23 protein-coding genes and 1 riboswitch are annotated in these 21,999 nt (G+C 73.0%); of the genes, 14 read left to right on the top strand and 9 right to left on the bottom strand.

Annotation, left to right across the window (positions count from 1 at the left end; translation table 11 throughout):
* The first annotated feature begins 61 nt into the window (after nucleotides 1-61).
* The 4 genes from JWP64_RS07085 to JWP64_RS07100 all read left to right on the top strand — a co-directional run bounded on the left by JWP64_RS07085 (nucleotide 62) and on the right by JWP64_RS07100 (nucleotide 2,292).
* Nucleotides 62-802 (top strand): histidine phosphatase family protein, encoded by a 741-nt coding sequence (locus tag JWP64_RS07085; RefSeq protein ID WP_297493737.1) that lies wholly within the window; start codon nucleotides 62-64, stop codon nucleotides 800-802.
* On the top strand, nucleotides 780-1,691 hold the full coding sequence (locus tag JWP64_RS07090) for an NAD(P)H-hydrate dehydratase (protein WP_297493738.1): 912 nt from the start codon (nucleotides 780-782) through the stop codon (nucleotides 1,689-1,691). Before JWP64_RS07085 ends, JWP64_RS07090 begins: the two co-directional genes overlap by 23 nt.
* Nucleotides 1,692-1,775: 84 nt before the next feature.
* Nucleotides 1,776-2,042: a DUF2795 domain-containing protein gene (locus tag JWP64_RS07095; protein WP_297493740.1), complete on the top strand. Its 267-nt coding sequence runs from the start codon at nucleotides 1,776-1,778 to the stop codon at nucleotides 2,040-2,042.
* A 61-nt stretch (nucleotides 2,043-2,103) separates the two neighbouring features.
* Entirely contained in the window at nucleotides 2,104-2,292 is a 189-nt protein-coding gene (locus JWP64_RS07100; RefSeq protein ID WP_297493741.1) for a hypothetical protein, read from the top strand.
* Nucleotides 2,293-2,371: 79 nt separating this feature from the next.
* Here the strand turns inward: JWP64_RS07100 and JWP64_RS07105 are convergent, their stop codons facing one another.
* Both JWP64_RS07105 and JWP64_RS07110 read right to left on the bottom strand, forming a co-directional pair.
* Nucleotides 2,372-2,611 carry an acyl carrier protein gene (locus JWP64_RS07105; RefSeq protein WP_297493742.1) on the bottom strand — a complete coding sequence of 80 codons (240 nt, stop codon included), beginning with the start codon at nucleotides 2,609-2,611 and terminating at the stop codon, nucleotides 2,372-2,374.
* Nucleotides 2,612-2,759: 148 nt separating this feature from the next.
* Nucleotides 2,760-3,239 carry an STAS domain-containing protein gene (locus tag JWP64_RS07110; RefSeq protein WP_297493744.1) on the bottom strand — a complete coding sequence of 160 codons (480 nt, stop codon included), beginning with the start codon at nucleotides 3,237-3,239 and terminating at the stop codon, nucleotides 2,760-2,762.
* Nucleotides 3,240-3,555: 316 nt separating this feature from the next.
* Between JWP64_RS07110 and JWP64_RS07115 the strand changes: the two genes are divergently transcribed.
* From JWP64_RS07115 to glyA, 4 genes are all read left to right on the top strand, one after another.
* Nucleotides 3,556-3,726, top strand: coding sequence for a hypothetical protein (locus JWP64_RS07115; protein ID WP_297493746.1), 171 nt, complete (start codon nucleotides 3,556-3,558; stop codon nucleotides 3,724-3,726).
* Between the two features lie 464 nt (nucleotides 3,727-4,190).
* A riboswitch (glycine riboswitch) is annotated at nucleotides 4,191-4,288 on the top strand.
* A gap of 58 nt (nucleotides 4,289-4,346) precedes the next feature.
* On the top strand, nucleotides 4,347-5,447 hold the full coding sequence (gcvT, locus tag JWP64_RS07120; protein ID WP_297493747.1) for a glycine cleavage system aminomethyltransferase GcvT: 1,101 nt from the start codon (nucleotides 4,347-4,349) through the stop codon (nucleotides 5,445-5,447).
* Between the two features lie 13 nt (nucleotides 5,448-5,460).
* Nucleotides 5,461-5,850, top strand: a complete 390-nt coding sequence (gene gcvH, locus JWP64_RS07125; protein ID WP_297493748.1) for a glycine cleavage system protein GcvH — start codon at nucleotides 5,461-5,463, stop codon at nucleotides 5,848-5,850.
* A gap of 2 nt (nucleotides 5,851-5,852) precedes the next feature.
* Nucleotides 5,853-7,139, top strand: coding sequence for a serine hydroxymethyltransferase (glyA, locus tag JWP64_RS07130; RefSeq protein WP_297493750.1), 1,287 nt, complete (start codon nucleotides 5,853-5,855; stop codon nucleotides 7,137-7,139).
* An 85-nt stretch (nucleotides 7,140-7,224) separates the two neighbouring features.
* Here glyA and JWP64_RS07135 read toward each other — a convergent pair whose 3' ends face one another.
* From JWP64_RS07135 to JWP64_RS07150, 4 genes are read right to left on the bottom strand one after another with little or no spacing between them, the layout of a single operon-like run.
* The gene (locus tag JWP64_RS07135) at nucleotides 7,225-8,565 is read right to left on the bottom strand and encodes an AMP-binding protein (RefSeq protein WP_297493751.1); all 1,341 of its coding nucleotides are present in this window, start codon (nucleotides 8,563-8,565) and stop codon (nucleotides 7,225-7,227) included.
* Between the two features lie 10 nt (nucleotides 8,566-8,575).
* The gene (locus JWP64_RS07140; protein ID WP_297493752.1) at nucleotides 8,576-10,135 is read right to left on the bottom strand and encodes an AMP-binding protein; all 1,560 of its coding nucleotides are present in this window, start codon (nucleotides 10,133-10,135) and stop codon (nucleotides 8,576-8,578) included.
* 11 nt (nucleotides 10,136-10,146) lie between these two features.
* Nucleotides 10,147-10,968, bottom strand: a complete 822-nt coding sequence (locus JWP64_RS07145) for an SDR family NAD(P)-dependent oxidoreductase (protein ID WP_297493754.1) — start codon at nucleotides 10,966-10,968, stop codon at nucleotides 10,147-10,149.
* The gene (locus tag JWP64_RS07150; protein ID WP_297493755.1) at nucleotides 10,968-12,077 is read right to left on the bottom strand and encodes an LLM class flavin-dependent oxidoreductase; all 1,110 of its coding nucleotides are present in this window, start codon (nucleotides 12,075-12,077) and stop codon (nucleotides 10,968-10,970) included. Before JWP64_RS07150 ends, JWP64_RS07145 begins: the two co-directional genes overlap by 1 nt.
* A gap of 217 nt (nucleotides 12,078-12,294) precedes the next feature.
* Between JWP64_RS07150 and JWP64_RS07155 the strand changes: the two genes are divergently transcribed.
* From JWP64_RS07155 to JWP64_RS07165, 3 genes are read left to right on the top strand one after another with little or no spacing between them, the layout of a single operon-like run.
* Nucleotides 12,295-12,687, top strand: coding sequence for an OB-fold domain-containing protein (locus tag JWP64_RS07155; protein ID WP_297493756.1), 393 nt, complete (start codon nucleotides 12,295-12,297; stop codon nucleotides 12,685-12,687).
* Between the two features lie 34 nt (nucleotides 12,688-12,721).
* Complete coding sequence (locus JWP64_RS07160) at nucleotides 12,722-13,852, top strand: thiolase family protein (RefSeq protein ID WP_297493758.1); 1,131 nt, start codon at nucleotides 12,722-12,724, stop codon at nucleotides 13,850-13,852.
* Nucleotides 13,849-15,072 carry a cytochrome P450 gene (locus JWP64_RS07165; protein WP_297493759.1) on the top strand — a complete coding sequence of 408 codons (1,224 nt, stop codon included), beginning with the start codon at nucleotides 13,849-13,851 and terminating at the stop codon, nucleotides 15,070-15,072. Before JWP64_RS07160 ends, JWP64_RS07165 begins: the two co-directional genes overlap by 4 nt.
* A gap of 13 nt (nucleotides 15,073-15,085) precedes the next feature.
* On the opposite strand, the gene JWP64_RS07170 is transcribed toward JWP64_RS07165, so the two are convergent.
* Nucleotides 15,086-15,865 carry an SDR family oxidoreductase gene (locus tag JWP64_RS07170; RefSeq protein ID WP_297493761.1) on the bottom strand — a complete coding sequence of 260 codons (780 nt, stop codon included), beginning with the start codon at nucleotides 15,863-15,865 and terminating at the stop codon, nucleotides 15,086-15,088.
* A 194-nt stretch (nucleotides 15,866-16,059) separates the two neighbouring features.
* On the opposite strand from JWP64_RS07170, the gene JWP64_RS07175 reads away from it, so the two are divergent.
* Complete coding sequence (locus tag JWP64_RS07175; RefSeq protein ID WP_297493764.1) at nucleotides 16,060-17,352, top strand: IS110 family transposase; 1,293 nt, start codon at nucleotides 16,060-16,062, stop codon at nucleotides 17,350-17,352.
* Nucleotides 17,353-17,363: 11 nt separating this feature from the next.
* Here JWP64_RS07175 and JWP64_RS07180 read toward each other — a convergent pair whose 3' ends face one another.
* Together JWP64_RS07180 and JWP64_RS07185 are read right to left on the bottom strand one after the other, a co-directional pair.
* Nucleotides 17,364-17,999: a TetR/AcrR family transcriptional regulator gene (locus tag JWP64_RS07180; protein ID WP_297493766.1), complete on the bottom strand. Its 636-nt coding sequence runs from the start codon at nucleotides 17,997-17,999 to the stop codon at nucleotides 17,364-17,366.
* A 183-nt stretch (nucleotides 18,000-18,182) separates the two neighbouring features.
* Nucleotides 18,183-19,316 carry a CdaR family transcriptional regulator gene (locus JWP64_RS07185; RefSeq protein WP_297493767.1) on the bottom strand — a complete coding sequence of 378 codons (1,134 nt, stop codon included), beginning with the start codon at nucleotides 19,314-19,316 and terminating at the stop codon, nucleotides 18,183-18,185.
* Nucleotides 19,317-19,427: 111 nt separating this feature from the next.
* Between JWP64_RS07185 and JWP64_RS07190 the strand changes: the two genes are divergently transcribed.
* Both JWP64_RS07190 and pruA read left to right on the top strand, forming a co-directional pair.
* Nucleotides 19,428-20,354: a proline dehydrogenase family protein gene (locus JWP64_RS07190; RefSeq protein WP_297493769.1), complete on the top strand. Its 927-nt coding sequence runs from the start codon at nucleotides 19,428-19,430 to the stop codon at nucleotides 20,352-20,354.
* A gap of 20 nt (nucleotides 20,355-20,374) precedes the next feature.
* Nucleotides 20,375-21,999 (top strand): L-glutamate gamma-semialdehyde dehydrogenase (gene pruA, locus JWP64_RS07195; RefSeq protein WP_297493770.1); only part of this gene is annotated, 1,625 nt, incomplete at its 3' end.

Consider the following 21,999-nt stretch of genomic DNA (forward strand, 5'->3'; position numbering starts at 1 on the left):
GGGCGCGGCGTGGTCGTGGTCCCTCCCGCATGGACGCCGGCGAGGCGGGGTAGCCGCAGGCGTGCCCTTCCAAGGTCCCGACTTCCTCTGGCTCGTCCGGCACGGGCAGAGCCGCGGCAACGTCGCCAGCGACGAGGCCGCCGCCTCCGGTGCCGAGCTGCTCGACCTCGAGCGCGACGCCGACGTCGCGCTGTCCGAGCTCGGCGAGGAACAGGCGCGGGCGGTCGGGAAGTGGCTGGCCGGGCTGCCTCGGCAGGAGCAGCCGACGCTGGCCCTGACCTCGCCGTACCGCCGCGCCCACGACACGGCACGGCACGCCCTGGACCAGCTGCCCGACGTCCCGCTGCGGATCGACGAGCGGTTGCGGGACCGCGAGCTGGGCATCCTGGACCTGCACACCTGGAAGGGGATCAAGGCCCGGTTCCCCGAGGAGGCCGCGCGGCGCAGGCACCTCGGCAAGTTCTACCACCGGCCTCCCGGCGGGGAGTCCTGGGCGGACGTCGCGCTGCGGCTGCGCGCCCTGCTCACCGACCCGATGCTCGACCTCGACGGGCAGCGGGTGCTGTGCTTCACCCACGAGGCGCCGATCCACCTCACCCGCTACATCCTCGAGCAGCTGACCGAGCCCGAGCTGATGGACGCCCTGCGTGCCGCGCCGGTGGCCAACTGCTCGCTGACCCGGTTCGAACGCCCCACCCCGGCCGAACCGCTGCGCACGGTCGACGTCGGGCGCACCGAGCCCCTGCCCCAGCACTACGTCCCGACGACGAGGGAGCCCCGTGTCCGCTCCGACGAAGCCTGACGACCCCGCACCGGCCGTCACGGTCCTGACGCCCACGGTGCTGCGGAGGTGGGCCCTGCCCGAACCGGCCGGCGGGGCGAAGGCGAGCCGGGGCACCGCCCTCGTCGTCGGCGGCAGCCGGGGCACCCCGGGGGCCGTGCTGCTCGCCGGGGTGGCCGCGCTGCGGGCCGGGGCCGGGGTCCTGCAGCTCGGCGCGCCCGCCTCCACCGCCACCGCACTCGGCGTCAGCGTCCCGGAGGCCCTCGCGATGCCCCTGGCCGAGACGGCGGCGGGCTGCGTGTCGTCCGCGGCGGTCGACGACCTGGAGGCGGTCCTCCGGGCGGCGGACGCGGTGCTGGTCGGTCCCGGCCTGTTCGACGGCGAGAAACCGATCCAGGACCTGGTCGAGGCGCTGCTGGAGCGGGTCGGCGCCGAGGCCGCCGTCGTCCTCGACGGGTACGCCCTGCGCGGGCTCCGCAGGGAGACCGTCGCGCCGCTGGCCGGGCGGCTCGTCCTCACCCCGAACTCGGGTGAGGCCGCCGGCCTGCTCGCCGGCGTCCCGGACGCGCCGGACCTGGAGGAGGACCCGGCCGGGGCGGCGGCCGCGCTCGCCGCGCACCTCGACGCCGTCGTGACCCTGGGCGGGCGGGTCGCGGCCGCCGACGGCGGGCTCTGGATCGACGGGAGCGGGCACGCCGGGCTCGGGACGTCCGGCAGCGGGGACGTCCTCGCCGGACTGGTCGTCGGCCTGCTGGCGCGCGGCGCCTCGCCCGCCCAGGCGGCATGCTGGGCCACGCATGTGCACGCCACCGCCGGCGAGCGGCTGGGAGCCCGCATCTCGCACGTCGGGTTCCTCGCCCGGGAGCTCCTCGACGAGGCGCCCCTCGTCCTCGCCGAGCTGATGCGGTGAGCGTCCGGGGCCCCGCGCGGGTGTAGGGCTCCCGCCCGCGGGAATTCCCGGCACGGATGCGGAACCGGACGACGGGAGAGCAGCATGTCCACACGCACGACGGCCCAGGCGGCGGTCACCACGGTCCTCGCGGACGTCGGCTTCCCGGCGGACAAGGACGCGCTGCTCGCCGCCGCCGAGCGGAACGGCGCCGACGACACCACGGTCCGGGCACTGCGGGCGATACCGCCCGTCGAGTACCGGTCGGTCGGGGAGGTGCTGGCGTCCGTCGAGATCAGCGATCCCGACCGGGCGGAGCGGGCCGCCGTCCACCCGATCGAGGAGGAGGTCGGCGAGAACCGGGGCGGCTGACGCCCCATCGGGGGGTGCGGCCGGCCGAATGATCGCCACGGGGCGCGGGTACCCGAGGGACATGCACGACGTGGACCGCAACGACGACGTCCGGGCCGAGGATCGGCATCGGCAGGACCACCCTCCGGAGCCGGAGCGGCCGGACGGCCCGCAGGACGAGCAGGGCGAGGACGCCGCCGAACGGGCCGCCCGAGACCTGGCCATCGCGAACAACTGCTCGCCGCCGCGGCCGGGTGACCCCGACTTCTAGCTCGAGCGCGAGCCCGCCGATGACGGGGACGGCCGGGCCGGTCCGGCCGTCCCCGTCGGCTGTTCAGGCCCCTCGACGATCAGGCCTTGCCGCCGGTGTCCTCCTTCGGCTCCAGCTTGCGCAGGAACTCGTGGCACCGTGCGGCCCGGTCGGAGTCCTCCTTCATGACCTGCTCGAAGAAGGAGGCGACGTCCTCGTACCCGCCGTTGCGGGCGTCGCGGACGTACTGGCCGTAGTCGTGGCCGGCCTTGAGGGAGTGGTACTGGACGGACACGAGATCGTAGATCACGTCGCTGAAGCCGGTCTCACCTGTCGCCATCGGTCATCACCTCGTCGGTCGTGCGGTTCGGACGAGGGCGGCTACCCGGCGCAGCGGCGGTGAACCGCCGACGGCACCTCGACCTCACTGATGGCGGAGAACCGGGACACCTATCGCCGCTCGGTCCGCCAGGAGGCCCGGGCCCAGCTCACGCAGTCTCTCGGCGAGGAGCCTGCGGCGTGAGTCCCGGTCGCGCCGGACGCCCCGGATGTGCATCGAGACCGGTCTCGTCGTCCCTGCCGCTGCACATGTCTGCTGCGGTGCGTACCCGATCCGGCACCAGCATCGCGGCGAGCAGACGGCGGGCGTCCATCAGGACGAGGACCCGGCGGATGTGAGGGCCGACGGCGGCCAGGACGAGCCGCCCGTGCAGCTGCCGGCACCGTCGTTCGATGTCATCGAGCACGCGCAGGGCCTGCGCCCCGAAGAAGTCGACGTAGGTCAGGTCGAGCGCGAGGTTGCAGGCCCCGCGGGCCAGCAGCTCGTCCACCGCCCTGGCCAGGATCGGTGCGCTGGCGAGGTCGATGTCACCGGTGAGATCGAGGCCGGCCCAGCCCGCGGACCGCCACACGATGAGCCGGAGGCCCGGACCCTCGACGACGTCCGGGAGGTCACGGGTCTCGTTCATCGGACTCCCTGCCGCTCGTGGGAACGATCCCTGCGGACTCGACGAGCGATGCGCCGGGATGACGGATGCGGCGGGAGGGGACGCCCACACACCGCATGGCGGGGCTGTGGTCCCAACCTCCGCGCCGAGCGTACGCACCCGGTTCGGGATATCGCCAGATCTCCGTGCCGAGAAGCACCGCGGACCTGGTCACGCCGGGCCTCCGGCGCCGGTCCGGCTGCCCCCGCGGTCGCACCGCGCCCCCGCACCGTGATCGCTGACCTCGGCCCGCGGGGTGAGGTACGGCCGACGGGGACCGGCGGGGGTGATACCCCCCGTGGAGCCCGGTCCGGACCTGAACCACGCACGGACGTCGGACGGCGTGACCATCGCCTACCAGGTCACGGGCGCCGGTCCGGCCGTCGTCTGGCTGCCCTCGCTCGGCAACCTCCGGGCGCAGTGGCGGGTGTCCGCGTTCCGCAGCGCCTACGAGCACCTGGCCCCGTAGATCGCCCGCGGCCTCGGGATCACCGTTCACACCGTCGAGCGGCACACGGCCGGCCTCTGCCCCAAGATCGGGGCCCGCGGACGGGCGGACGCGACGGCCTATGCGCTGCGGCGCGGCCTAGTCTGACGGATTTCCGTCATCCGGCGCACCGGGAAGCAAGGATGTGGCGGATCTGCCCGGGCCTACTCTGCCCGGGCCTATTACGACGGGTTCACCTGGGCGGTCGCGAGGATGCTGTTCGGGGCGGGGTCCTTCCTGCTGCTGCACCGGAAGCCCTGACTCCCCGCCGGCCCGATCGCTGAGAAGCCCGCCACGCCGCACTCCCGCGCGGAGCCGAACCCCGATACGGTGCTCCCGAGTCACAACTGCATACGCCGCTCGAATCCCAGCGGGAGATCTGGTTCGTTCCAGAGCCGTAGGAGCAATCCTCCCCGGAAAACTCTCAGGCAGCCGTACCGCTGGGGCGAGGCAACTCTGGAAAGCGTCCGCCCCGGGTGGACCACCGACGGGGCAAGCGGAACGATCCGCGGAATCTCTCAGGTCCCATGACAGAGCGGGGAGACGCCGCACCACCGTCGTCCGCCTGCCCACCGTCGTTCCGCCACCCCCGGAGAGCGCGTATGCCCCCCGTAGAGACCCCCCTCGCCGCCGAACACGCCGCCCTCGGGGCGTCGTTCACGGACTTCGCCGGCTGGCGGATGCCCGTCCGCTACAGCAGCGACCTCGCCGAGCACCACGCCGTCCGCAAGGCCGCCGGGCTCTTCGACCTCTCCCACATGGGCGAGGTCGAGTTCACCGGGCCGCAGGCCGCCGCCGCGCTGGACCACGCCCTGGCCGGCGCGCTGTCCGCGGTGAGGGTCGGGCGGGCCAAGTACTCGCTGCTCTGCGCCCCGGACGGCGGCGTGCTGGACGACCTCGTCGTCTACCGGCTCGGCGAGGAGCGCTTCCTCGTGGTCGTCAACGCCGCCAACGCCGCGCAGGACGCGGCCGAGCTGGTCCGCCGCGCCGAGGGCTTCGACGTCGATGTGGTCGACCGGTCCGCGGATACGGCGCTGATCGCGGTGCAGGGACCGGCGTCGCCGGAGATCCTGCGCGCGCTCGCCGACCCCGCCGCCGTCGAGGTCGTCGGCACCTTGAAGTACTACGCGGCCGAGCCCGCGACGATCGCCGGGATCGACGTCCTGCTCGCGCGCACCGGCTACACCGGCGAGGACGGCTTCGAGCTCTACGTGCCGAACGCGTCGGCGCCCGCACTCTGGCGCGCGCTGCTGGACTCCGGCACGCCGCACGGCCTCGTGCCCGCCGGGCTCGCCTGCCGGGACACGCTGCGCCTCGAGGCCGGGATGGCCCTCTACGGCCACGAGCTCACCACCGCGACGGACCCGTTCGCGGCCGGCCTGCGCCGGATCGTCGCGCTGGACAAGGACTTCGTGGGCCGCGACGCGCTCGCCGCGCTGGCCGCGAAGGAGCCGGCGCGCACACTCGTCGGGCTCACCGGGGCCGGCCGACGGGCCGGCCGGGCGGGCTCCGCCGTGCTCGGGCCCGACGGCGCCGTCGTCGGCGAGGTGACGTCCGGGGTGCTCTCGCCGACCCTCGGCGTCCCGATCGCCCTGGCCTACGTCGACGCCGCGCTCGCCGAACCCGGCACCGGGCTCGCGGTCGACGTCCGCGGGCGCAGCCAGCCCTACACCGTCGCTCCCCTCCCCTTCTACCGCCGCTGACCCGGAGGCCACCGTGAACCTTCCCGACGACCTCTCCTACACCACCGACCACGAGTGGATCGCGATCGCGCCCGGCGCCGACGCCCCCGCCGGCCAGGTCCGGATCGGGCTGTCCGCCGTCGCCGTCGAGGCCCTCGGCGAGATCGTGTTCGTCGAGCTCCCCGAGCCGGGCACCGAGCTGACCGCCGGCGAGCCCTGCGGCGAGGTCGAGTCCACCAAGTCCGTGTCCGAGCTCTTCAGTCCGGCCACCGGCACGGTTGTCACCGTGAACACAGCACTCGCCGACAACCCCGCTCTCGTGGGCGAGGACCCTTACGGTGAGGGTTGGCTGTTCACCGCCACCGTGTCCGAGCTCGGTGCGGTCCTGGACGCCGCCGAGTACCGCGCGAAGAACGAGGGATGAGCATGTCCGTACTTGACACGTCGCTGGGTGATTTCGACCCGGAGGTCGCCGAGCTGATCGGGCGCGAGCTCGCCCGCCAGCAGGACGGCCTCGAGATGATCGCGTCGGAGAACCACGCGCCGCTCGCGGTCATGCAGGCCCAGGGCTCCGTGCTCACCAACAAGTACGCCGAGGGCTACCCGGGGCGCCGCTACTACGGCGGCTGCGAGTTCGTCGACGAGATCGAGAAGCTCGCCATCGAGCGGATCAAGGCACTGTTCGGGGCCGGTTTCGCCAACGTCCAGCCGCACTCGGGCGCGCAGGCCAACGCCGCGGCCATGCAGGCGCTGATCAAGCCGGGCGACACGATCCTGGGCCTGTCGCTGGCCCACGGCGGTCACCTCACGCACGGCATGAAGATCAATTTCTCCGGCCTGCTCTACAACGTGGCCGCCTACGAGGTCTCCAAGGAGGACCTGCGGGTGGACATGGACGAGGTCGAGCGCCTCGCCAAGGAGCACCGCCCGCAGCTGATCATCGCCGGCTGGTCCGCCTACAGCCGGCAGCTCGACTTCCCCCGGTTCCGGGAGATCGCGGACGAGGTCGGCGCCTACCTAATGGTGGACATGGCCCACTTCGCCGGCCTGGTCGCCGCGGGCCTGCACCCCTCGCCCGTGCCGCACGCGCACGTCACGACGTCGACGACGCACAAGACGCTCGGCGGCCCGCGCGGCGGCATCATCCTGACGAACGACGCCGCGCTCGCCAAGAAGATCAACTCTGCGGTCTTCCCGGGCCAGCAGGGCGGGCCGCTCGAGCACGTCATCGCCGCGAAGGCCGCCGCCTTCAAGATGGCGGCGCAGCCCGAGTTCGCCGAGCGCCAGCAGCGCACGATCGAGGGCTCGAAGATCCTCGCCGAGCGCCTGGTGCGGGACGACCTGGCCGCGGCCGGGATCAAGGTCCTCACCGGCGGCACCGACGTGCACCTGGTCCTCGTGGACCTGGCCGGCGCCGCGCTCGACGGGAAGCAGGCCGAGGACCGGCTGGCGTTCGTCGACATCACGGTGAACCGCAACGCCGTCCCCTTCGACCCGCGCCCGCCGATGGTCACCTCGGGCCTGCGGATCGGCACGGCCGCGCTGGCCACCCGCGGGTTCACCACCGAGGGGTTCACCGAGGTCGCGGACATCATCGCCCGCACCCTGCTGCTGCCGGAGGGCGTCACCGCGGACGACCCGTCGGTCGTCGCCCTGCGGGACGAGGTGCGGACGCTCGCGAAGCGGCACCCGCTCTACCCCTCCCTGGGGTAGGACGTACGTCGTTCCGCTCGCGTTCCGGTGCTACCGCTCGCGCCCGGACGCGAGCGGACGGTCGGGAACGCGAGCGGAGCCGGCGTCAGCGCTCGTCGGCCACCCGGCGGGCCTTGAACGTCGTCTCCGGCAGGGTCCCGGGCGCGAGCATCGCGACCGGCACCCGGATGCCGAGAACCCGCTTCAGGGCCTCCTCGGTCCGCGGCACGAGCGCCGGGTCCCCCTCGGCCTCGACGGTCATCTCGTCCATCGCCCCGTTCTTACGGATCACGATCCGGAACTCGGGGCCGAGCTCCGGGACGCTGCGCAGTGCGGTCTCCACCGCGCTCGGGAAGACGTTCGCACCCCGGATGACCAGCATGTCGTCGAGCCGGCCGAGGATGCCCTCGGGCAGCCGCGGATAGGTCCGCCCGCACGGGCACGGGTCCGTCGCGAGGTAGGTCTCGTCGCCGGGGGCGAAGCGGATCATCGGCTGCGAGTCCCGCCAGAGGTGGGTGTAGACGACGGCGCCGCGCTCGCCCACCGGGATCGGCGCGTTGAGGTCGCCCGCCGCCACGACCTCGGTGAAGACCTCGTCGGTATAGAGGTGCGTCCCGGTGCCGGCCTCGCAGCCGACGCTCGTCTGGAACGGGTACATCTCCGACGTCGAGCCGGCGTCCGCGGCGACCGCGCCCCAGCCTTCCTCGATGATCTTTCGCGTCCCGGGCAGCGAGCCTCCGGGCTCGCCACCGACGAGCAGGTGCCGGACGGTGCTCTCCCGCAGGTCCAGGCCCATCCGCTCGGCGACGGACAGCAGGTGGATGCAGTAGGACGGGGTCGCGCTGAAGACCGTCGAGCCGAGCCGGGCGATCAGCTCCAGGTGCTTCTCGGACTCCGTGATCCCGAGCGGGAAGAGCGTCGCGCCGATCCGCTCGGCGCCCTGCACCACGCCCCAGCCGCCGAAGAACAGGCCGAACGGGAAGCCGACCTGCACGATGTCGTCCGGCCGCACCCCGGCGCACCACTGCGCCATCGCGTGGACCTCGCCCGCGCGTTCCCAGTCGGTCCGGGACACCGCGTACATCGTCGGCACCCCGGAGGTCCCGGATGAGCCGTGGATGCGCGCGATCTCCCCGGGCGCCAGGTCCCGGGCGTAGCTGCCGAACGGCGGATGCTCCTTCTGGTCCACCACCAGCATCTTCTTGGTGATCACGGGGACCTTCGTGGTGAAGTCCTCGACCGAGCGGACCTGGTCCGGGTGGAAGCGGTGGGCGTCGTAGTGGTGGCGGTAGAACGGCAGCTCGGCGTAGGCGTACCGCAGCTGGTGCTGGATGCGCTCCAGGATCAGCTGCTCGCGCTTGGCGGGGTCGAGGGTCTCGCGGTCCTCGTCCCAGAAACGGGGGAAGCCACGCTCGTCGGTCCGCAGCGATCGGGGTCCCGTCGTCATCATGATCTCCTCAGCCGATGGCCCGGTCCCGCGCGGCCCAGTGGGGCGCCCGCAGCTCCTTCTTGTCGATCTTCCCGAACGGTGTCTCCGGCAACGCCTCGACGATCTCGACGGACTTCGGGCGCGCATAGGCGGCCAGCTCGTCGCGGGCCCAGGTGAGCAGGGCCGGCACGTCCAGCTCCCCGGCCGGGACGACGACCGCGTGCATGGCCTCGCCCCAGTCGTCGTGCGGGACCCCGATCACCGCGACGCGGGCGACCGAGGGATGGCGGGCCAGGGCGTCCTCCACCTCGCGGCAGTACACGTTCATGCCGCCGGAGATGACCATGTCGTTCTTGCGGTCCCGCAGGTAGAGGTAGCCGCCGTCGCCGAGGAAGCCGATGTCGCCCGTCCTGATCCACTCCGCCGGGTCCTCCCGGCCGACGAACTTGGCTGCGGTCGCCTCGGGCGCGTCCAGGTACTCGTCGAGCGTGTACGGCGCCTTCAGGCAGATCTCGCCGGTCTCCCCCGCGGGCAGCGGCTCGCCGGCGTCGTCGACGACCATCACGTCCGCCATGATCGACGCCCGGCCGCACGAGCCGAGGAGCTCCGGGCGCGCCGGATCGTGGTCGTCCTTCGCCAGCCGCGTCCCCCAGTTCGGGCACTCGGTCTGGCCGAAGAGCTGCACGAACACCCGGCCGAACACCTCCAGCCCACGGGCCAGACGGCTCGGGGCGATCGGCGCGGCGCCGTAGACGATCGTGCGCAGCGCGAGGTCCTCGTGCTCCCCGGCGATGTCCAGCAGCCGGTAGATCATGGTCGGCACCAGGAAGGTCCAGGTGATCCCGGCGCTCCGCACCAACGTCAGCGCCTCCGCCGCGTCGAAGCCGTCCCGGATCACGCACGTCGCCCCGCGGATCAGGGCGGACTGCGCGAACAGCCCCGCCGCGTGGGCGAGCGGCGTCATCAGCAGCAGCCGCTCGTCCTGGGCGATCTCGCCCTCGATGATCTGCGCGTAGTGCACGGTGACAGCGGACGTCTGGCTGTGCACCACGCCCTTCGGCAGCCCGGTGGTGCCGCCGGTGAAGTAGACGGCCGCCCGGTCCGAGGGGCGCAGCGGGGGCGCGCCGAGCCGCGGCGGCGCCACGCCGGGCGGGCCGGCCATCGCAACGGAGCCGGCCTGCGGATCACCCCCGCCGTCGTCGACCTGCAGGACGGCACAGCCGGGTACGTGCCGTGCCGCCCGCAGACCGATCTCGGCGAGGCTCGTCCCGAGGACCAGCGCGCGCGCTCCCACCACCGAGAGCACGTGCGTCACCGTCGCCTCGGGCAGCTGGTGGTTGACCGGCACCTTCACCGCGCCGAGCCGCGCCACCGCCACGTCCGCGACGACGAACTCGGCGCAGTTGCGCAGGTACAGCGCCACCGGATCACCGGCGCCGACACCGTGCTCGCGCAGCTGGTGCGCGAGCGCGGCGGACCAGCGATCGACGGCGGCGTAGGTCAGCCGCCGACCGTCGTGCTCGATCGCGATCCGGTCCGCGTAGCGCCGCAGGGCGCTCTCGAACTCCTCGCGCAAGGTCGCGCGCACCGGTCCTCCTCCTAGGGACGCGCCACCAGGCCCTGCGCCTCGGCCACGTCCCAGTACGAGTGCAGGCCACGGACGTGCTGCCCGCCGTCGACCGGGATGAAGTGGCCGGTGATCCGCTGCGCCGCGGGGGACATCAGGAAGAGCGCGACGTCCGCGATGTCCGACGGCTCCTGGTGCCGCGGCGGCGAGACGAGCGTGCGGTCCAGGAACTCCTGGCCGATCTGCCCGACCGTGAACCCTGCGCCGAGCGGGGTGTTCACCGTGCCCGGGCCGATCGCGTTGACCCGGATCCCCCGCCGGCCGAGCTCGCCCGCGCAGGTCTGGGTGAACTGCATGACGCCCGCCTTCGCCGCGCAGTAGTGGCCGAGTCCGTCCGTCGCCGCGATCGCGTTGAGCGAGGAGATGTTGACGATCGAACGGGCCTCGCCGTCCTCGGTCACCTGCCGGACGAACGCCCGCGTGCACAGGAACGTGCCCTTCAGGCAGGTGTCGACGATGAGGTCCCAGTCCTCCTCCGCCATGTCCTCGACCAGCGACAACGATGCCGTCCCGGCGTTGTTCACCAGGTGGTGCACCGAGCCGAAGCGCTCGGCCGCCAGGGTGAAAGCGGCGTCGACCTCCGCGGCGACGCTCACCGAGCCCTCGAACCAGGCGAGCCGGTCGCCACCGTCGAGCTCCGCGGACGCGGACTTGATGTTGTCCGGCTCGATCTCCAGGACGACGACGTTGGCGCCCCGGGCGAGCAGCGCTGCGGTGATCCCCTTGCCGATCCCGCTGCCGCCCCCGGTGACCAGGACGGTCCGGCCGTCGAGCTCCGGTTCCGGGGACGCCATCAGGAGATCCCGAGCGCGACGTTCGCCAGCCGCTGTCGGCGGGCCATGTTCTCCCGGCGAGTGAACTGGGGCATGACGTACCGGGCGAACAGCTCCAGCGACCGGTTCCACTTGTCCGTGGTCACCCAGTCCCGGCAGTTGATCAACAAGGTGCCGAAGCCGCCGGTGGCCTCCTCCAGCTCGCGGACCTGCCGGATGCAGTCCTCGGGGCTGCCGACGATCCACGGGATGTTCTCGACCATCCAGTCGAAGGTGAGGTCCGCGTCCTGCATCCCGTCACCCTTCTTCATCAGCGCGCCGAGGCCGAGCCCGAAGAGGTAGTCGTAGGAGCGCTTGACGCCCTCGCGGATGTCCCGCATCGCCTGGTTCTTGTCGTCGGTCACGTAGACCTCGCGGACGATCCGCCAGTTCTCGCGGGTCACGGCGGGGTCGATCCCCGCGGCGGCGCCGGCCTCGAGCATGGCCGCCCCCATGCCGACGAGGTCCGGGGCGTCCGTGTAGGTGCCGTTGTCCGTCGGGGCGAAGTGCACGCTCAGCGGCTTCCAGCCCTTGGCGCCGCACTTGGCGTAGTTGTGCAGGCCGGTCAGGCCGGCGATCGCGAACGGTGGGACGTCCTGGTACGGCCCGACCTGCAGCTGCCGGTTCTCGTACTTCCAGTAGACGCCCTCGTAGGTCACCGGGTCCTCGGAGGTGAGCAGCTGCCAGATGATCTCCAGCGCCTCGTTGGTCCGCGGCGCCGCCTCGGACGGCTCCAGCCCGAACAGGGCCTTGTCCGTGGGCAGCCCGCCGCCGCCGAAGCCGTACTCCAGCCGGCCGTGCGTGAGGTGGTCCAGGAACGCGAGCCGCTCCGCGACCATGAACGGGTCCTGGTAGGGCAGGTTGACGACGCCCGTACCGAGCCGGATGCGGTGCGTCACGGCGGACGCCTTGGCGATCATGTACTCGGGCACGGGCACGTTCTCGAAGCCGCCGGTGTGGTGCTCGCCGATCCAGTACTCCGAGAAGCCCAGCCGCTCCGCCTCCACGATCGCCGCGATGTCCCGGTCGTACGACAACGTCCAGTTCTCCTGCGGCGGGTGCTCGGGCATGGTGAAGAAGCCGAACTTCATCGGTCGGTCCTTTCGGAGGCAGTGCACGGCGCGCTGCGGCACCGATGCTCGACAGTGGACAAACGAGGGTTTGCTGATGGACGCGGCACTCACTGTGTCCTGCGCCACGAGGAGTGTCAAGACCCCTCATGGACCACCTCCGACGTACCCTACTCCACGCAAGTGGCGACGCTTCGTGCCATTGATAGCCGACCCAAGGTTTGGTTACATGGGAGGCGTGAGCGCCCCAGGAGGTCCGGACCCCCGGCCGCAGGTGAGCCCCGGTGCGGACGGCGGTGGAGTCGTCGACGGCCGCCGCTGCCGCTCCTGCGACGAGGTGTCCGCGTTCGCGTGGCCGGCGTGCCCCGCCTGTGGGGGCGCCGTCGATCCGGCGTCGTTCGGGCCGTTCGGCACGGTGTGGAGCGCGACGGTGGTGCGGATCCCGGTGCCGGGCCGGCCGCCGCCCTACCGGCTCGCGTACGTCGATCTCGACGACGGGCCGCGGGTGCTCGCCCACGTGGTCACGGACCCGACGGCGGACCGGGTGCTGCCCGCGCCGGTCGGCGGGCGGGTACGGCTCCTGCCGACCACGGACGACGGCGACCTGCTGGTGGAGGTGGTCCCCGCATGAACACCACCGACGCATTCACCCCCGCGGAGGCGGCATGAGCACCGTCTCGGTGCACGGCGTGGGGACCTCGCACTTCGGCCGCCAGCCGGAGCGGGATCTCGTCGCCCTGGCGTGGGACGCGGTCCGCGAGGCGTTCGCGGACGCGGACGTCACCGGCGTCGACGCCGTCTGGGTCGGCACCGTGTTCGGCCCGCCCGGCGTCGCGCAGCGGGTCCTGCGGGCCATGGGCGTCACGGGCATCCCCGTGATCACCGTGGAGAACGCGTGCGCCAGCGGCACCACCGCGTTCCTCGAGGCCCACGAGGCGGTGCGGACGGGCCGCTACGGCCGGGTGCTCGCCCTGGGCATCGAGCAGATGAGCACCGCGTTCGCCGGCGCCATCACGCCCGAGCCGACGGACCCGGAGGGCCGGTCCGGGCTCGCCCTGCCCGCGCTCTACGCGATGGCGGCGGCCCGCTACCTGTACGACGGCGCGGTCACCCCGGCGCAGCTCGCGGCGGTGTCGGTGAAGAACCACGCGCACGCCCTGCACAACCCGCGGGCCCAGTACGCCGGCCACCACACCGTCGAGGAGGTGCTCGGGTCCCGCATGATCGCGGACCCGCTGACGCTCCTGCAGTGTTGCCCGACCTCGGACGGCGCCGCGGCCGCGGTGCTCGCACCGGCGTCGGGAGGCTCCCGGGAGGTCGGCGTGCGGGCCGTCGCGCTGCGGTCGGGCGCTCCCTGGAACCACCGCTCGCCGCACGTCTGGGGGCACGACGTCGTCCGGGACACCGCGGCGGAGGCCTTCGCCGCCGCCGGTCTCGACGCGGTCTCGGACCTGGACGTCGCCGAGGTGCACGACGCCTTCACGATCGGCGAGATCGTCACCACCGAGGCGCTCGGGCTCGTCGCCCCGGGCGAGGGTGGGAAGGCCGCCGAGTCCGGCGTCACCGCGCTGGGCGGCACCCGTCCCGTGAACCCCTCCGGCGGCCTGCTGTCCCGCGGCCATCCGCTCGGCGCGACCGGGCTGGCCCAGCTCGCGGAGATCGTCTGGCAGCTGCGCGGGGAGGCCGGTCGCCGGCAGGTCGACGGGGCCCGGCTCGGGCTCGTCGAGACGATGGGTGGCGGGGTCTCGGTGCTCGACGGGAACGCGTGCGTCGTCGCCGTGCTGGAGGCGCCGTGACGGCCCTCGACCAGCCCGACCTGCTCTCCGAGGACGCCGTCGGCGACCCGTATCCGCTGCTGGCGGCCCTGCGCGAGCAGGACCCGGTGCACTGGAGCGAGCGCTACCGCTCGTGGTTCGTCACCCGCTTCGACGACGTCGACGCCTGCCTGCGGGACGAGCGCTTCTCCTCGGACCGCATCGCCCCCTACCGCCGCGCACGCCTCGACCGGGCCGGAACCGACCCCGGCGTGCGTGCGGCGTTCGGCGTCCTCGAGGACTGGATGGTCTTCAAGGACCCGCCGGACCACACGCGCCTGCGGAAGCTGCTCAGCCGGGCGTTCACCCCCCGGGCGGTCGAGCGGATCCGGCCGCGCATCGGCGAGATCGCCGACGAGCTGCTCGACGTCGTCGCCGGGACGGGCCGGGCCGATCTCGTCGGCGACTACGCCTATCCCCTCACCGCGTCGGTGATCGCGGAGATGCTCGGCGTCCCGCGGGAGGACCGCCACCGGTTCAAGGGCTGGTCGGACCGCATCACCGGCCTCGTGTTCGGCGGCCTGGCCGACAGCGACCGGCACACCGACGGCGCGGGCGGCATGGCCGAGCTGACCGAGTACCTGTCCGGGCTCGTCGATGCGCACGAGCGCGCACCGGCGGACGACCTGCTGTCCGCACTGATCAGTGCCCGGGACGCCGGGGACTCGCTGAGCCACGACGAGGTGATCGCCACCGGCGTCCTGCTGCTCTTCGCCGGGCACGAGACCACCACGAACCTCATCGGCAACGGGCTGCTGGCCCTGCTCCGTCATCCGGACCAGCGCGCACGGCTCGCGGCCGACCCCCCGCTGATCGGCGGCGCGGTGGACGAGCTGCTGCGCTACGACGGCCCGGCGAAGACGATCGCCCGGCTCATGGCCGCGGACGTCGAGCTCCGCGGACGGACGCTGCGCCGCGGCGAGCGGGTGTTCCTCTGCGCCTCCGCGGCCAACCGGGACCCCGAGGTGTTCGCCGCCCCGGACGAGCTGGACATCACCCGTGCCGACCGGCGGAGCCTGGGGTTCGGCGTCGGCCTCCACTACTGCCTCGGAGCGCCGCTGGCCCGCCTCGAGGCGGCGGTCGCGATCCCGCGGGCCCTGGACCGGCTGCCCGGCCTGCGGACGACGGGCGAGCCGTTGCGCTGGCACCCGGTGCTGCTGTCCCGCGGGATGCTGCGGTTCCCGGTCGCGTTCGACTGCTAGTGCCCGTCGGCCATCAGTGCATGGCCCAGCCGCCGTCGACGCACAGCGTGGTGCCGGTGATGTACGAACCGGCGTCCGAGGCCAGGAGCAGCAGCGGGCCCGTCAGCTCCTCGACCCGGCCGACCCGGCCCATCGCCGTCTGCCCCGCCACCGCGGCGTGCCCGGCCTCGTGCTCCAGGACGGGCGCGGTCATCTCGGTCGCGAAGTAGCCCGGGGCCAGCGCGTTCACCCGGATCCCCCGGCGTCCGGACCACTGCGCGGCGAGGTCCCTGGTCAACCCGAGCAGGCCCGCCTTCGACGCCGAGTAGGGCGCCTCCGGCAGGTGCCCGGTCGTGAGGCCCAGCGACGACGCGATGTTGACGACGGAGCCGCCGAGCCCGCCCGCGATCATCGCCCGGCCCGCGTGGATCGCCATCTGGTACGCGCCGAGCAGGTTGACGTCGAACAGCCGCGCGGCCTGCGCGGGGTCGTCCTTCTCCGCCCGCGCCGCGTAGCCGGTGCCGGCGTTGTTCACCAGGACGTCGAGCCGGCCGAGCTCCCCGACCGCCGCGTCGACGAGCCGGGCGCACGCCTCCGAATCGACCACGTCCGTCGGGACGGCGACGCACCGGCGTCCGGTGGCCAGCACCGCCTTCGCCGCGACGTCGAGCCCGTCCGCCCGGCGGGCCCCGATCGCCACGTCGGCGCCCGCCTCCGCGAGCACCCGGGCGAAGTGGACGCCCAGGCCGGACGACGCGCCGGTCACGATCGCGACCCGGCCGTCGAGCCGGAAGGGGGCGAGCACGTCGCTCACTGGTGCACCATCCTCAGGTCCGAGCTGCTGGGTGAGAGGGTTCGGATACACCACTGGTGGCCGCCGGGTGATCGCCCTGCTCGCTTGACCTTCGAGGTCTGGCATGAGTTCTGCGGGGCCCGGTGGTCCCAGACACGCCGACTGGCGACAGGGCTGCGCGCCAACGAGCGCCGATCAGTGAGCGACCGGCTGCCGTGTCCGGGAACCACCGGGTGCCTTCCCACTGCTGCAACAGCGCAGAGGCAACGATGAGTGTCGACCACGACCCCACCACCCCGCGACCAACCGGAGGCATCGACTGGGCCGGCGACAACCACGCCATCGCGATCGTTGGTCCCGATGGTGAACAGCTCGACCGGTCCACCGTCACCCACACCGCTGCGGGCCTGACCCGCCTGTGTCAGCGACTGCACCGAGGCGGAGTCACCGAGGTCGCGATCGAACGCGGCGACGGCCCGGTGATCGATGCCCTGCTCGAAGCAGGTTTCACCGTGTTCGTCATCCCGCCGATCCAGGTCAAGAACCTGCGTGGCCGCTACGGCTCGGCCGGGAACAAGGACGACCGGTTCGACGCCTACGTCCTGGCCGACACACTGCGCACCGACCGACGCCGGCTGCGCCCGCTGACCCTCGACAGCCCCGCCACGGTCACCCTGCGCGCGACCTGCCGGGCCCGCAATGACCTCGTCGGGCACCGGGTCGCGCTGGCCAACCAACTGCGCGCGCACCTGCAGATCTGTTACCCCGCCGCTGTCGGGCTGTTCGCCGACATCGACTCGCGGGTCACCCTGCGGTTCCTGCGCCGCTTCCCCGACCAACACCGAGCGGACTGGCTCTCCCCGAAACGCCTGGCTGCCTGGCTGGCCGGTATCGGCTACTGCGGCCGCACCGACCCGGCCGTGCTGCACACCCGACTCACCAGCGCTCCACGCGGTCTCACCGGCGCCGACGGCGAAGCCCGTGCCCAGATCACCCTCACCCTGATCACCGCACTTGAGGCGATCACCACCCAGATCACCGCACTGGAAGACCACATCGAGGAACAACTCGCCCTGCACCCCGACGCGGCGATCTTCACCAGCCTGCCCCGCGCCGGACGAGTCCGCGCCGCCCGTCTGCTCGCCGAGATCGGCGACGCCCGCGGCCGGTTCCCCACCCCGCAATCCCTGACCTGCCTGGCCGGTGTCGCACCCTCGACCCACCAATCGGGCAAGGTGAAAATCGTCAGCTTCCGCTGGGCCGCAGACAAACAACTCCGTGACGCGGTCTGCGACTTCGCCGGGGACTCCCGCCGCGCCAGCCTCTGGGCCACCCAGCTCTACACCCGCGCCCGGGCCCGCGGCCACGACCACCCACACGCCGTACGCATCCTCGCCCGCGCCTGGCTGCACGTGATCTGGAAATGCTGGCAGTCCAACACCCCCTACGACCCCACCCGACACGGCGCCGCCCAAGCCCTCACACAACATCAACAAGCGGTGGCTTGACACAGGGCTACTCATGCGTCTCCCCGGTCCGGGTCGGGCAGCGACCGCGCCAGGCCGCGCATCCCGCCGCCCGCGACGAGCCCGCCGAGGGCCAGGGCGAACAGCTCGTCGGCGAGTTCCCGGTCCGCGTCCTCGCCGCGCGGGGTGAACCAGTGCTGCATCCAGTCGAGCATCCCGACCACGGCCCGGGCCGCCGTGCGCGGCTCCGAGGCCAGGGAGAACTCGCCGGACCGGGCGCCCTCGGCCAGCAACGCCTCGACCGCGGCCATGTACCGGGCGTCCATCTCCCGGAACTCGGCGAACGCGGGAGACTGCACCCGGACGAGGTGCTGCAGGTAGACGAACGCCGCCGGGTAGTACTCGCTGAAGATCCGCACCTGCATCCGGATCAGCTCGCGCAGCCGTACCGCCACGCTGCTGCCGGTGTCGTCCCGGAGCCGGTCCAGCTCGGCGAGCAGCGCCTTCGCCGGCTGTTCGACGACCGCGAGCAGCAGCTCCTCCTTGCTGCCCACGTAGTTGTAGATGCTGCCCTTGAGGATCCCGACCCGCGCGCCGATGCTCTCCAGCGTCGCGTTGTCGTAGCCGCGGTCCCGGAACTCCGCACCCGCCGCGCCGAGGATCTCCGACCAGCGGCTGGGACGGGGCATCGACGACTCCGGGGAAGGCAGGGGCGGCCCCGCGAGGACGCAGGGGCGCGCCGGATCGTAACTCGGATCCTCGTCGTCCCGCGGTGCACGACCGTGATCGCCGTCGTCGACCCCTCACCGGCCACGGATGGCCGGAAAGGTCGAGGACCGCGATCAGTGCGCTTCAACGGCTGCCAGGGGCCGTCACCGGACCAGCGGCGACAGCGTCACCGCCAGGTGCAGCCGCAGCCGGGCCCGCCCGTCCCCCAGGTCCAGGCCGGTGAGCTGCTCGATCCGCCGGAGCCGGTAGTAGAGCGTCTGCCGGTGGATCCGCAGCTCCGCCGCCGCGCGCTGCACGTTCCCGGCGTGGTCCAGGAACGCCGCGGCGGTGGCGACCAGGTCGGGATGGTCGAACAGCGGCTCGACCGCGGTGTCGAGCACCCCGTTCCGTAGGGCCGGGCGCGGTCCGCAGGCGAGCAGCCTGTGCACGCCGAGCTCGTCCCACGCGGCGACCGGCCGCAGCCGCGGCACCGCGTGCGCCACCCGCGCGGCGAGCCGGGCCTCCCGGACGCTTCCACGGACCTGCGCCAGGTCCGGGTGGGCGGCCCCGATCCCCGCGACCAGCCGCGGATGATCCTCCGCGTCGAGCCGGTGGGCGTAGAGGTCCCAGGCGGCCCGGGCCACGTCCCGTGCCTCCACCGCCGGGACCAGCAGGAGGACGTGCTCGTCGACGAGCGCGGCGACGACCGAGCGCGGTACCCGCCAGAGGTTGAGCGGCGGCGGGGCCGCCTCGGGCAGGTCGACCTCGAGGGTCACCGCGCACACCGGGGTGTCCCGGCCGATCGCGCCCAGCCGGTCGATCTCGGCGGCCGCCGCCTCGACGGTGTCCGGATCCCCGGCGAGCAGCTCGCCGACCTGTGCGTCGAGATTCTCCCTGGTCCGGGCCTGCTGCGCCATGATCGTGCCCGCCCTGGCCGCACGGGGCATAGCGCGCTCGAGGCTCTCGTCGTCGAGCCGGTGCCGTTCGTCGAGGAGCCAGAGGTAGCCATAGGTCACGCCGTTCCAGCGCGCCGGGAGGCACACGCGGGCGACGACGGCGAGCCCCGCGTCCGCGGGCGTGCGGACCGGCCGCTCGCTCGTCGCGATCCCGAACCGCTCGAACCACTCCTGGACCTGGGCGGACGAGCGGCGCTGCAGGATCGAGCGCTGCCGCACGGGATCCACCTCACCGGCGTGCGATCCGAAGGCGACGAGGTTGAAGTGCCGGTCCTCCAGGATCGCGGGCGTGCCCAGGAGCCGGGACACGTCGTCGACGACGTCCTGCAGCTCCGGGGTCATCACCCGCTCTTCATACAGCTGTACGAGGAACTGCCGCAATCGTGGAGCGGCTATCCATGGGCTCGGGGCCGCCGGACTCCTACCGTTCTCCCATCGGATTCTGGAGGTCGCATGTTCGGCTCCACGCTCCTCGCCGTCTCCCGGCGTCCGCACGTCCGGCACCTGGTCACGACGGCCCCCGTGACCCGACGACTGGTCGACCGGTTCGTCGCGGGTGACGACCTCGGCTCCGCCCTCGCCGCCACCACCGAGCTGGCCGCGAAGGGCCTGCTGGTCAGCCTCGACCATCTGGGCGAGGACACCCTCGACGCCGCGCAGGCCGCGGCCTGCCGGGACGCCTACGTCGACCTGCTCGACGGCCTGGCCGCCCGCGGGCTCGCTCGTTCGGCCGAGGTGTCGATCAAGCTCTCCGCGCTGGGCCGGGCGCTCCCCCGGGACGGCGAGGCGATCGCCCGGGACAACGCCGCCGCGATCTGCGCCGCCGCGGCCCGTGCGGGCACCACCGCGACCGTCGACATGGAGGACCACACAGGCGTGGACCTCACGCTCGCCGTCGTGACGGAGCTGCGCGCGGAGTACCCCTGGCTGGGCGCGGTGCTGCAGTCCGCGCTGCGCCGCACCGAGTCCGACTGCGCGGACCTCGCCCGGCCGGGATCCCGGGTGCGGCTGGTCAAGGGCGCCTACGCGGAGCCCGCGTCCGTCGCGTTCTCGGCGAAGGCCGACGTGGACGAGTCGTACGTGCGGTGCCTGGGCGTGCTGCTCGCCGGCCCCGGCTACCCGATGGTCGCCACGCACGACGCCGCGATGATCGACGCCGCGCGCGCGCTCGTCGCCGAGCACGGCCGCACGCCCGACGACCACGAGTTCCAGATGCTCTACGGCATCCGCGTCGCCGAGCAGGAACGGATCGCCGCGTCGGGATCGCAGATGCGCGTGTACCTGCCCTACGGCGCGGACTGGTACGGCTACTTCATGCGGCGCCTCGCCGAGCGCCCCGCCAACCTCGCGTTCTTCGCCCGGTCCCTTCTCTCCCGCTGACACCCAAGGAGGTCTGCTCGATGGATGCCGTAACCACCGTTCCGGAGCCGGCGAACGAGCCGGTCCGCACCTACGCCCCCGGCTCCGCCGAGCGGGAGTCGCTGCAGAAGAAGGTCGCCGAGCTGCGCGGCGCCGGGATCGAGCTGACCCAGACCATCGCCGGACGCCACCGGATGGCCGAGAGCGAGCGCTTCGACGTCGTCGAGCCGCACCTGCACTCGTCGGTCCTCGGGACGTCGGCGAACGCCACCGACGCGGACGTCGTCGACGCGGTCCGCGCCGCGCAGGATGCCGCCCGGGACTGGGCCGCCCTCCCCTTCGACGAGCGCGCCGCGGTCTTCCTGCGCGCCGCGGACCTGCTCTCCGGGCCGTGGCGGGACACGATCAACGCCGCGACGATGCTGGGGCAGTCGAAGTCCGTGCAGCAGGCCGAGATCGACGCCGCCTGCGAGCTGATCGACTTCCTGCGCTTCAACGTCCACTACGCCCGCCGGGTGATCGCCGAGCAGCCGCGCTCGGTGCCCGGCGAGTGGAACCGGATGGACTACCGCCCGCTCGACGGCTTCGTCGTCGCCATCGCGCCGTTCAACTTCACGGCGATCGCCGGGAACCTGCCGACCGTGCCCGCGCTGATGGGCAACACGGTCGTGTGGAAGCCGACGCCCACCCAGCAGTTCGCCGCGCACTTCACGATGCGCCTGCTCGAGGCGGCCGGCCTGCCGCCCGGCGTGATCAACATGGTGACCGGTGACGGCCTCGCGGTCTCCCGCGTGGCGCTCACCGACCCGGGCTTCGCGGGCCTGCACTTCACCGGCTCGGCCGCCACGTTCAAGACCCTCTGGCGGACGATCGGGGAGAACCTGGACCGCTACCGCAGCTATCCGCGGATCGTCGGCGAGACGGGCGGCAAGGACTTCATCGTCGTCCACCCCTCCGCCGATCCGGCCCCGCTGACCACGGCGTTCGTCCGCGGCGCGTTCGAGTACCAGGGCCAGAAGTGCTCGGCGGCCTCGCGCGCGTACGTGCCGCGGAGCATCTGGCGCGGCGGCCTGCGGGACGAGCTCGCGGACGTCACGCGCTCGCTGCGGTACGGCGACGTCGCGGACTTCGCGAACTTCGGCGGCGCCGTGATCGACGCCCGCGCGTTCGACCGGCACCGGGCCGCCCTGGACCGCGCGAAGAACACGGACAGCCTGGAGGTCCTCGTCGGCGGGGGCTGCGACGACAGCGTGGGCCGGTTCGTCGACCCGACGGTCCTGATCGGCACGGACCCGCTCGACGAGGCGTTCACGACCGAGTACTTCGGCCCGATCCTCGCGGTGCACGTCTACGACGACGACGCGTGGCCGGAGACGCTCGGCCTCGTCGACGCGACCAGCCCGTACGCCCTGACCGGCGCGGTCTTCGCGACCGACCGCTCCGCGGTGGAGGACGCGCACCGGGCGCTGCGGCACGCCGCCGGCAACTTCTACGTCAACGACCGCCCGACCGGCTCGATCGTCTCCCGCCAGCCCTTCGGCGGCAGCCGGGCCTCGGGCACCAACGACAAGGCGGGCTCGATGCTCAACGTGCAGCGCTGGACGAGCCCGCGCGCGATCAAGGAGACCATGGTGCCGCCGATCGGGCACACGTACCCGCACATGGG

The sequence above is a fragment of the Pseudonocardia sp. genome, from assembly GCF_025465255.1.
GTDB lineage: Bacteria > Actinomycetota > Actinomycetes > Mycobacteriales > Pseudonocardiaceae > Pseudonocardia.